Below are 8313 nucleotides of genomic sequence, written 5' to 3' on the forward strand. Positions count from 1 at the left end.
GGGGGCAACCCTGTGCGGTAGGACAAGCCTCCCGCGACCGCTCCCCGCGGCGTTGACTTGCAGTGAATGGTGAATGGAAAAATGGTGAAAGGTAGAAACCAGGTGCCGCCCGGCTCCTGCCCATCCTGCTGCCATTTTACCATTCACCATTCACCATTGACGAAATTACTTCTTCTTGCCTTCCTTGCGGACGATCTTCTCGCCAGCGTAACGAACGCCCTTGCCCTTGTACGGCTCAGGACCGCGATATTCGCGGATCTCGGCAGCGACCTGACCGACCTTCTGCTTGTCGATGCCGGTCACGGTGATTTCCGTCGGCTTCGGCACGGTGATGGTGATGTCCTGCGGCGTTTCGTAGACGACGTCATGGCTGAAGCCGAGCGCCAGCTGCAGGTTCTTGCCCTGCATGGCGGCGCGATAGCCGACGCCGGTAATCTCGAGCTTCTTTTCGAAACCGTCCTTGACGCCCTGCAGGATGTTGACGATCTGCGTGCGCGACATGCCCCATTTGGAACGGGCGGTCTTGGTCTGGTCGCGTGGCTGGACAGCGATCTCGCTGCCTTCCATCTTGACCAGCACTTCGTCGTTGACCACGAACTTCAGCTCACCCTTGGGGCCCTTCGCCGTGACGGTCTGGCCGTCGACGGTCGCGGTCACGCCCTGCGGCAGCGAAACGGGTTTCTTTCCAATACGAGACATTTTGTTGTCCTCGTCACTTCTCTTGTTTCAGGTCTCTGTTTCGAGCGTGATCTTGTCCGAATCCGGGTTCCACGTTTCACAGCGTGGTTCGGTTCGGGATCGCGCTCCAGATCAGAAGATCTGGCAGAGGATTTCCCCGCCGACATTCTGTTCACGCGCTTCGTGGTCGGCCATCACGCCCTTCGGCGTCGAAAGGATGGCGATGCCGAGGCCGTTGGCGACGTGCGGGATCGACTTCGCCGAAACGTAAACGCGACGGCCCGGCTTCGAGACGCGGGCGATTTCGCGCACCACCGGCGCACCGTCGAAATACTTCAGCTCGATCTCGATTTCGGACTTGCCGTTGTCGAAGTCGGTCTGGCTGTAGTCGCGGATATAGCCTTCCGCCTTCAGCACGTCGAGGACGCGGGTGCGCAGGCGCGAGGCCGGCGTCGAAACGCTCGACTTCTTGCGGCCATAGGCGTTGCGGATGCGGGTCAGCATATCGCCGAGAGGATCGCTCAATGACATGTTATGTCCTCCTTACCAGCTCGACTTGACCAGGCCCGGGATCTGGCCGTTATTGCCGAGATCACGAAGCGCGATGCGCGATACTTTGAGCTTGCGATAATAGGCACGCGGACGTCCGGTGACTTCGCAGCGGTTGCGGATGCGGATCTTGGCCGAGTTGCGCGGCAGTGCCGCAAGCTTCAGCTGAGCGCGGAAGCGCTCTTCCATAGGCTTGGACTGATCCATGATGATCGCCTTGAGGACCTTACGCTTGGCAGCGTACTGGTCCACAAGCTTGCGGCGCCTGTTGTTCTTCTCGACTGAGCTGGTCTTTGCCATTTCAGATTTTTCCTTTTCTCGCTGCCGTTACTGGCGGAAGGGGAAGTTGAAGGCCTTGAGCAATGCCCTGGCTTCGTCGTCCGTCTTCGCAGTCGTACAAACGATGACGTCCATGCCCCAGATCTGATCAACCTTGTCGTAGTTGATCTCCGGGAACACGATGTGTTCCTTGATGCCCATGGCATAGTTGCCACGGCCATCGAAGCTCTTCGGATTGAGCCCGCGGAAGTCGCGGACGCGCGGCAGCGCGATGTTCACGAGGCGGTCGAGGAACTCGTACATGCGTTCCTTGCGCAGCGTGACCTTGGCGCCGATCGGCATCTTTTCGCGGACCTTGAAGCCGGCGATCGAGTTGCGCGCATGGGTGACGACGGCCTTCTGGCCGGCGATCAGCGCAAGATCTTCCGCTGCGATCGAAGGCTTCTTCGAGTCGCCGGTCGCCTCGCCGACGCCCATGTTCAGCACGATCTTGTCGATGCGCGGAACCTGCATCTCGTTCTCGTAGCCGAACTGCTCCTGCAGCGCCTTGCGGATGGTCTCGTTGTAGACCTGCTTGAGGCGCGGCGTGTTCTGGGCAGTCGCCTGCTTGGTTTGAGCCTTAGCCATTGATGACTTCTCCCGAGCGCTTGGCGACGCGCACCTTCTTGCCGTCCTTCTGGAAGATAAAGCCGACACGGGTCGGCTTGCCATCCTTGGGGTCGGCCAGCGCGATGTTCGACAGCTGGATCGGCGCTTCCTTGGTGATGATCCCGCCCTCTTGGGACTGGGACTGCTTCTGGTGACGACGGATCATGTTGACGCCGCGCACCAGCGCGGTGTCTTCCTTCGGCTGTACCGAGAGGACTTCGCCCGAGCGGCCCTTGTCCTTGCCGGCCAGCACGACGACCTTGTCGCCTTTTCTAATCTTCTGCATTGGTCCGGCTCCTTACAGCACTTCAGGCGCGAGCGAGATGATCTTCATGTGGTTCTTGGCGCGGAGTTCGCGCGGAACCGGTCCGAAGATACGCGTGCCGATCGGCTCTTTCTTGTTGTCGACGAGAACGGCCGCGTTCTTGTCGAAACGGATCACGCTGCCGTCCGGGCGGCGGATGTCCTTGGCCGTGCGAACCACGACCGCCTTCATCACATCGCCCTTCTTGACGCGGCCGCGCGGGATGGCTTCCTTGATCGACACCACGATGATGTCGCCCACGGAAGCGTATTTCCGCTTCGAGCCGCCCAGCACCTTGATGCACATGACACGACGGGCGCCGGAATTATCCGCGACGTCGAGGTTTGTTTGCATCTGAATCATGACTGGCCGCCTTCTTCTCTTCTAGCGGGACGGGCGCAAAGCCCCTCCCCGGTCTGTCCAAAATTCGTTGTTTTACGCCTGGTCCGAAGACACGACGGTCCAGCGCTTGTCCTTGGAAATCGGCTTCGATTCCTGGATGAACACCTGATCGCCGACCTTGTGGGCGTTGTTCTCGTCGTGCGCCTTGTACTTCTTGGTCATGCGCACGGTCTTCTTCATCACGGGATGCGTGAAGCGCCGTTCGACCTTGACGACAACCGTCTTCTCGTTTTTGTCGCTGACGACGGTGCCCTGCAGAATGCGCTTTGGCATGGTTTTCGTCCTTAAGCCTTCTTAGCCGCGGATTTTTCCGCAGCGATGGTCTTGATACGCGCAATGTCCTTGCGGACCTGCCTCACGCGCGCGGTCTTCTCGAGCTGGCCGGTGGCCTTCTGGAAGCGCAGATTGAACTGCTCCTTCTTCAGGCTGGCCAATTCGTCGGTCAGCTGGTCCTGGGTCTTGGTCCGGATGTCTTCGGCTTTCATGATCAGCCCGTCCTTATTCTGCGATGCGCTGTACGAAGCGCGTCCTGACCGAGAGCTTGGCTGCGCCGAGACGCAGCGCCTCACGGGCGGTTTCCTCATTGACGCCGTCGATCTCGAACATGATGCGGCCGGGCTTGACGCGCGCCGCCCAGTAATCGACCGCGCCCTTGCCCTTGCCCATGCGGACTTCGGTCGGCTTCGACGTCACCGGCACGTCCGGGAAGATACGGATCCAGACGCGGCCGGCGCGCTTCATCTCGCGGGTGATCGCGCGGCGGGCCGCCTCGATCTCACGCGCAGTGACGCGGTTCGGCTCAAGCGCCTTCAGCCCGAAACCGCCGAAATCCAGATTGGTGCCACCCTTGGCGGCACCATGGATACGACCCTTGAACTGCTTGCGGAACTTTGTGCGCTTTGGCTGCAGCATCGTTCTAACTCCAAATTCTCAACTGTCTCAGGCGTTTTCGCGACGGCGACCGCGTTCGCGCTCACCACCACCGCCATGCGCATGATCGCCCTCGGTGGCGCGGCGCTCCGAAGCCATCGGGTCGTGCTCGAGGATTTCGCCCTTGAACACCCAGACCTTGACACCGCAGATGCCGTAGGCGGTGTGTGCTTCGGCCGTGCCGTAGTCGACGTCGGCGCGCAGCGTATGCAGCGGCACGCGACCTTCGCGATACCATTCCATGCGCGCGATCTCGGCGCCGCCGAGACGGCCGGCGCAGTTGATGCGGATGCCTTCGGCACCGAGGCGCATCGCCGACTGCACGGCGCGCTTCATGGCGCGGCGGAACGCGATGCGGCGCTCGAGCTGCTGGGCGATCGACTGGGCGACCAGCGTCGCGTCGATCTCCGGCTTACGCACTTCGACGATGTTCAAATGCGTCTCGGACTTCGTCATCTCCATCAGCTTCCTGCGAAGCTTCTCGATGTCGGCGCCCTTCTTGCCGATGATCAGGCCCGGACGCGCCGCATGGATGGTGACGCGGCACTTCTTGTGCGGACGCTCGATCACGACCTTCGAAATCGCAGCCTGCTTGAGTTCCTTTTCAAGATACTTGCGGATCTTGATGTCCTCATGCAGCAGCTTGCCGTACTCGCCGGTGTTGGCGAACCAGCGCGAATCCCAGGTGCGGTTGATGCCGAGACGCAGACCGATCGGATTGATTTTCTGGCCCATTATGCGGCCTCCACTTTTTCTTCGACTTCACGAACGACGATCGTGAGGTGCGAGAACGGCTTCTCGATACGGCTGGCGCGGCCACGGCCACGGGCATGGAACCGCTTCATGACGATCGACTTGCCGACATAGGCTTCCGCCACGATCAGCGCATCGACGTCGAGGTCGTGGTTGTTTTCCGCGTTGGCGATCGCCGATTCCAGCGTCTTCTTGACCGTGCCGGAAATCCGCTTGGCCGAGAATTCGAGATCGGAAAGCGCTGTCGCGACCTTCTTGCCGCGGATCAGCGCGGCAACCAGGTTCAGCTTCTGCGGGCTGATACGGATCGTGCGCAACACGGCGCGCGCTTCGTTGTCAGCAAGCCTGCGCGGAGCTTTGGCCTTGCCCATGATTATTTCCTCTTCGCCTTCTTATCCGCGCCGTGACCGTAATAGGTCCGGGTCGGAGCGAATTCACCGAACTTGTGGCCGACCATGTCCTCGTTCACCGAAACGGGAACGTGCTTCTGGCCGTTGTAGACACCGAAGGTGAAGCCGACGAACTGCGGCAGGATGGTGGAGCGACGGCTCCACATCTTGATCACCTCATTGCGACCACCTTCACGAACCTTGTCCACCTTCTTGAGAAGGTAGCCGTCGATGAAGGGGCCTTTCCAAATCGAACGAGTCACTTGGCGTTACCTCTTCTTAGCTCTTGCGCTGATGGCGCGAGCGCAGGATGAACTTGTCGGTCGCCTTATTGGACCGCGTCTTCTTGCCCTTGGTCGGCTTGCCCCAAGGCGAAACCGGATGGCGGCCACCCGAGGTGCGGCCTTCGCCGCCGCCGTGCGGATGGTCGACCGGGTTCATGGTCACGCCGCGGTTGTGCGGACGTTTTCCCCGCCACACCGTACGGCCTGCCTTGCCGTCATTGATGTTGCCGTGGTCCGGGTTGGACACGGCGCCGACAGTGGCCATGCACGAGCCGTGGACGACACGCTGCTCGCCGGAGTTCAGGCGCAGGATCGCCATGCCCTGGTCGCGGCCGACGAGCTGGGCATAACCGCCAGCCGAACGGGCAACCTGGGCGCCCTTGCCCGGCTTCAGCTCGATGTTGTGGACGATCGTGCCGACCGGCATCGAGGCCAGCGGCATTGCATTGCCCGGCTTCACGTCGACCGCTTCGCCGGCCACAATCTTGTCGCCGGCAGCAATGCGCTGCGGAGCGATGATGTAAGACAGCTCGCCATCGTCATACTTGATCAGCGCGATGAAGGCGCTGCGGTTCGGATCGTATTCGATACGCTCGACCGTGCCGACAATGTCGAACTTGCGGCGCTTGAAGTCGATGATGCGGTACGTACGCTTGTGACCGCCGCCGATGAAGCGGGCGGTGATGCGGCCGTAATTGTTGCGGCCGCCCGATTTGGTCAGGCCCTGGGTCAGGCCCTTGACGGGCTTGCCCTTGTAGAGGCCCGAGCGGTCGACGATGACCAGCTGGCGGGTGCTCGGCGTTATCGGGTTGAATTTTTTCAGTGCCATGTCTGTTGTCCTCGCGGTCTTGCTCAGAGACCCGTCGCGACGTCGATCGACTGGCCGTCGGCCAGCGTCACAATCGCCTTCTTGACGTCGCTCTGGCGGCCGATCGTGCCGCGGAAGCGCTTGATCTTGCCCTTGCGGACAAGCGTGTTCACGGCCATCACCTTGACGCCGAACAGCGCTTCGACGGCAGCCTTGATTTCCGGCTTCGACGCCTTCTTGGCGACGTTGAAGACGACCTGGTTCTGCTCGGAAGCCATGGTCGACTTTTCGGTGATCGCCGGCGAGACGATCACGTCGTAGTGACGAAGGTCGGTCATTTGAAGCGCTCCTCGAGAGCCTCGACGGCGGCCTTCGAAAGGACCAGCGTGCCGCGGCGCAGAATGTCGTAGACGTTGATGCCCTGGATGGGCAGCACGTCGATGTTCGGGATGTTCGTCGCCGCCAGCTTGAAATTCTTATCGAGCTCGGCGCCGCCGATCAGCAGGGCGTTGGACAGGCCCAGCGTCGCGAAATTCGCGATCAGCGCCTTGGTCTTGGCCTCAGTCAGCATCAGCTCATCAATGATGATGAGCGAGGCGCTCTTGGCCTTGGCCGAGAGCGCATGCTTGAGGCCCAGCGCACGCACCTTCTTCGGCAAATCGTGCTCGTGACTGCGGACGACCGGGCCGTGGGCCTTGCCGCCGCCGCGGAACTGCGGAGCGCGTGCCGAATGGTGACGGGCGCGGCCCGTGCCTTTTTGCTTGTACATCTTGGCGCCGGTGCGGGCGATCTCGGCGCGACCCTTGGTCTTGTGCGTGCCCTGCTGCTTCTTGGCAAGCTGCCAGCGCACGACGCGCTGCAGGATGTCCTCGCGCGGATCAAGGCCGAAAATCTCCTCGGAGAGTTTCACCTTGCCGGCGTCCTTGCCGCCAAGCGTTGTGATCTTGAGGTCCATTATTCCGCTCCCTCTGTGGCCGGGACATCTGCTGTGGCCGGGGCATCGTTCTTGGCGCCACCATTGGTTGCAATGGCGCGGATTGCGGCGGGCTTCGGCGCGTTGGCCGGCAGCGCAACCTTGGCCGCGTCACGGACCAGGATCCAGGCGCCCTTCGAACCGGGAACCGCGCCGCGGATCAGGATCAGACCACGATCGGCATCGGTCGAGACGACCTCGACATTCTGCGTGGTGACGCGGGTGTCACCCATGTGGCCGGCCATATGCTTGCCCTTGAACACCTTGCCCGGGTCCTGGCGCTGGCCGGTCGAGCCGTGCGTACGGTGCGAGACCGAGTTGCCGTGGGTCGCGCGGCCGCCGCCCATGTGGTGCCGCTTGATGACGCCCTGGAAACCCTTGCCGATCGTGGTTCCCGTCACATCGACCTTCTGGCCGACGACGAAATGATCGACGGTGATCTCGGCGCCGACATCGATCATGTTGTCGGCGGAGACGCGGAACTCGGCAACCTTGGCCTTCGGCTCGACGGAAGCGGTCGCGAAATGGCCGCGCATCGCCTTCGACGTGTTCTTCACCTTGGCAAGGCCAACGCCGAGCTGGACGGCGGTATAGCCGTTCTTCTCCTGCGTGCGCTGCGCCACGACCTGGCAGTTCTCCATCTGGAGAACGGTGACGGGAACATGTTCCCCGGCATCGTTGTAGATGCGGGTCATTCCCACCTTCTTTGCAATCACACCTGAACGCATCGGTTCATTCCTTTAGAGTTCCCTGTCGGGGCTGTCGCCCCTCCACGCCTCTTGTTCCTTCAGAGTTCCCTGTCGGGGCTTTCGCCCCTCCACGCCTCTTGTTCCTTCAGAGTTCCGGGTCGCCCCGCCGCTCTGGTTCCTTAGAGCTTGATCTCGACGTCGACACCGGCGGCAAGATCGAGCTTCATCAAAGCGTCGACCGTCTGCGGGGTCGGATCGACGATGTCGAGCAGACGCTTGTGCGTGCGCATCTCGAACTGCTCGCGGCTCTTCTTGTCGACGTGAGGCGACCGGTTGACCGTGAACTTTTCGATCCGCGTCGGCAGCGGAATGGGGCCGCGGACGTTGGCGCCGGTGCGCTTGGCCGTCGACACGATTTCCCGCGTCGAGGCGTCAAGCACCCGGTGATCAAACGCCTTCAGGCGGATGCGGATATTCTGTCCGTTCATGCGTCACTTCCTTGTTCTGGCGCGGCGCGGGCAGCGCCCGCGACAGATCGGTTTAAGTCCAAATTACTCTTTGATGGTGACGACGATGCCGGCACCGACGGTGCGGCCGCCTTCACGGATGGCGAAGCGCAGCTTCTCT

At 61.7% G+C, this 8313-nt stretch carries 18 protein-coding genes; all 18 read right to left on the reverse strand.

The genetic code is table 11. The features are described 5' to 3' along the window. Positions 1-165: 165 nt before the first annotated feature. Complete coding sequence (gene rplF / locus AC0L2K_RS31840) at positions 166-699, reverse strand: 50S ribosomal protein L6 (RefSeq protein WP_023799285.1); 534 nt, start codon at positions 697-699, stop codon at positions 166-168. Between the two features lie 111 nt (positions 700-810). Further along, positions 811-1209, reverse strand: coding sequence for a 30S ribosomal protein S8 (rpsH, locus tag AC0L2K_RS31845; protein ID WP_006205453.1), 399 nt, complete (start codon positions 1207-1209; stop codon positions 811-813). A 12-nt stretch (positions 1210-1221) separates the two neighbouring features. Next, the gene (gene rpsN / locus AC0L2K_RS31850) at positions 1222-1527 is read right to left on the reverse strand and encodes a 30S ribosomal protein S14 (protein ID WP_023799286.1); all 306 of its coding nucleotides are present in this window, start codon (positions 1525-1527) and stop codon (positions 1222-1224) included. Positions 1528-1554: 27 nt separating this feature from the next. Beyond that, positions 1555-2133 carry a 50S ribosomal protein L5 gene (rplE, locus tag AC0L2K_RS31855; RefSeq protein WP_023799287.1) on the reverse strand — a complete coding sequence of 193 codons (579 nt, stop codon included), beginning with the start codon at positions 2131-2133 and terminating at the stop codon, positions 1555-1557. Then, a complete protein-coding gene (gene rplX / locus AC0L2K_RS31860; RefSeq protein ID WP_013531428.1) occupies positions 2126-2440 on the reverse strand; it encodes a 50S ribosomal protein L24 in 315 nt (104 codons plus the stop codon). The genes rplE and rplX overlap by 8 nt, the downstream gene beginning before the upstream one ends. A 12-nt stretch (positions 2441-2452) precedes the next feature. Continuing rightward, positions 2453-2821 carry a 50S ribosomal protein L14 gene (rplN, locus tag AC0L2K_RS31865; RefSeq protein ID WP_006205457.1) on the reverse strand — a complete coding sequence of 123 codons (369 nt, stop codon included), beginning with the start codon at positions 2819-2821 and terminating at the stop codon, positions 2453-2455. Between the two features lie 72 nt (positions 2822-2893). Beyond that, positions 2894-3133 carry a 30S ribosomal protein S17 gene (gene rpsQ, locus AC0L2K_RS31870; protein WP_023799288.1) on the reverse strand — a complete coding sequence of 80 codons (240 nt, stop codon included), beginning with the start codon at positions 3131-3133 and terminating at the stop codon, positions 2894-2896. An 11-nt stretch (positions 3134-3144) separates the two neighbouring features. After that, positions 3145-3345: a 50S ribosomal protein L29 gene (gene rpmC, locus AC0L2K_RS31875; RefSeq protein ID WP_023799289.1), complete on the reverse strand. Its 201-nt coding sequence runs from the start codon at positions 3343-3345 to the stop codon at positions 3145-3147. Positions 3346-3358: 13 nt separating this feature from the next. Continuing rightward, on the reverse strand, positions 3359-3772 hold the full coding sequence (gene rplP / locus AC0L2K_RS31880) for a 50S ribosomal protein L16 (protein ID WP_023799290.1): 414 nt from the start codon (positions 3770-3772) through the stop codon (positions 3359-3361). A 27-nt stretch (positions 3773-3799) separates the two neighbouring features. Then, positions 3800-4525: a 30S ribosomal protein S3 gene (gene rpsC / locus AC0L2K_RS31885; protein ID WP_023799291.1), complete on the reverse strand. Its 726-nt coding sequence runs from the start codon at positions 4523-4525 to the stop codon at positions 3800-3802. Next, positions 4525-4914 (reverse strand): 50S ribosomal protein L22, encoded by a 390-nt coding sequence (rplV, locus tag AC0L2K_RS31890; protein ID WP_023799292.1) that lies wholly within the window; start codon positions 4912-4914, stop codon positions 4525-4527. Before rplV ends, rpsC begins: the two co-directional genes overlap by 1 nt. A 2-nt stretch (positions 4915-4916) precedes the next feature. Beyond that, a complete protein-coding gene (gene rpsS / locus AC0L2K_RS31895) occupies positions 4917-5195 on the reverse strand; it encodes a 30S ribosomal protein S19 (protein WP_006205463.1) in 279 nt (92 codons plus the stop codon). A gap of 16 nt (positions 5196-5211) precedes the next feature. Beyond that, positions 5212-6045: a 50S ribosomal protein L2 gene (gene rplB / locus AC0L2K_RS31900; protein ID WP_128177330.1), complete on the reverse strand. Its 834-nt coding sequence runs from the start codon at positions 6043-6045 to the stop codon at positions 5212-5214. A 23-nt stretch (positions 6046-6068) separates the two neighbouring features. Continuing rightward, positions 6069-6362: a 50S ribosomal protein L23 gene (locus AC0L2K_RS31905; protein WP_010909275.1), complete on the reverse strand. Its 294-nt coding sequence runs from the start codon at positions 6360-6362 to the stop codon at positions 6069-6071. Then, positions 6359-6979 (reverse strand): 50S ribosomal protein L4, encoded by a 621-nt coding sequence (rplD, locus tag AC0L2K_RS31910; protein ID WP_027154042.1) that lies wholly within the window; start codon positions 6977-6979, stop codon positions 6359-6361. Before rplD ends, AC0L2K_RS31905 begins: the two co-directional genes overlap by 4 nt. Further along, complete coding sequence (gene rplC / locus AC0L2K_RS31915) at positions 6979-7725, reverse strand: 50S ribosomal protein L3 (RefSeq protein ID WP_236372875.1); 747 nt, start codon at positions 7723-7725, stop codon at positions 6979-6981. The genes rplD and rplC overlap by 1 nt, the downstream gene beginning before the upstream one ends. A gap of 140 nt (positions 7726-7865) precedes the next feature. Continuing rightward, positions 7866-8174: a 30S ribosomal protein S10 gene (gene rpsJ, locus AC0L2K_RS31920; RefSeq protein WP_006205468.1), complete on the reverse strand. Its 309-nt coding sequence runs from the start codon at positions 8172-8174 to the stop codon at positions 7866-7868. Positions 8175-8237: 63 nt separating this feature from the next. Next, a partial coding sequence (locus AC0L2K_RS31925) for an EF-Tu C-terminal domain-related protein (RefSeq protein WP_454589835.1) occupies positions 8238-8313 on the reverse strand: 76 nt, incomplete at its 5' end.

The sequence above is a fragment of the Mesorhizobium sp. WSM4817 genome (assembly GCF_055811135.1).

Excerpts from the sequence above, each read along its gene's own strand:
- rpsQ (WP_023799288.1), bottom strand. The coding sequence starts at position 3,133 with ATGCCAAAGCGCATTCTGCAGGGCACCGTCGTCAGCGACAAAAACGAG.
- rplX (WP_013531428.1), bottom strand. The coding sequence starts at position 2,440 with ATGCAGAAGATTAGAAAAGGCGACAAGGTCGTCGTGCTGGCCGGCAAG.
- rplC (WP_236372875.1), bottom strand. The coding sequence starts at position 7,725 with ATGCGTTCAGGTGTGATTGCAAAGAAGGTGGGAATGACCCGCATCTAC.
- rpsJ (WP_006205468.1), bottom strand. The coding sequence starts at position 8,174 with ATGAACGGACAGAATATCCGCATCCGCCTGAAGGCGTTTGATCACCGG.
- rpsN (WP_023799286.1), bottom strand. The coding sequence starts at position 1,527 with ATGGCAAAGACCAGCTCAGTCGAGAAGAACAACAGGCGCCGCAAGCTT.
- rplF (WP_023799285.1), bottom strand. The coding sequence starts at position 699 with ATGTCTCGTATTGGAAAGAAACCCGTTTCGCTGCCGCAGGGCGTGACC.
- rplD (WP_027154042.1), bottom strand. The coding sequence starts at position 6,979 with ATGGACCTCAAGATCACAACGCTTGGCGGCAAGGACGCCGGCAAGGTG.
- rplP (WP_023799290.1), bottom strand. The coding sequence starts at position 3,772 with ATGCTGCAGCCAAAGCGCACAAAGTTCCGCAAGCAGTTCAAGGGTCGT.
- rplB (WP_128177330.1), bottom strand. The coding sequence starts at position 6,045 with ATGGCACTGAAAAAATTCAACCCGATAACGCCGAGCACCCGCCAGCTG.
- rpmC (WP_023799289.1), bottom strand. The coding sequence starts at position 3,345 with ATGAAAGCCGAAGACATCCGGACCAAGACCCAGGACCAGCTGACCGAC.
- rplE (WP_023799287.1), bottom strand. The coding sequence starts at position 2,133 with ATGGCTAAGGCTCAAACCAAGCAGGCGACTGCCCAGAACACGCCGCGC.
- rplN (WP_006205457.1), bottom strand. The coding sequence starts at position 2,821 with ATGATTCAGATGCAAACAAACCTCGACGTCGCGGATAATTCCGGCGCC.
- rpsH (WP_006205453.1), bottom strand. The coding sequence starts at position 1,209 with ATGTCATTGAGCGATCCTCTCGGCGATATGCTGACCCGCATCCGCAAC.
- rplV (WP_023799292.1), bottom strand. The coding sequence starts at position 4,914 with ATGGGCAAGGCCAAAGCTCCGCGCAGGCTTGCTGACAACGAAGCGCGC.
- rpsC (WP_023799291.1), bottom strand. The coding sequence starts at position 4,525 with ATGGGCCAGAAAATCAATCCGATCGGTCTGCGTCTCGGCATCAACCGC.
- AC0L2K_RS31905 (WP_010909275.1), bottom strand. The coding sequence starts at position 6,362 with ATGACCGACCTTCGTCACTACGACGTGATCGTCTCGCCGGCGATCACC.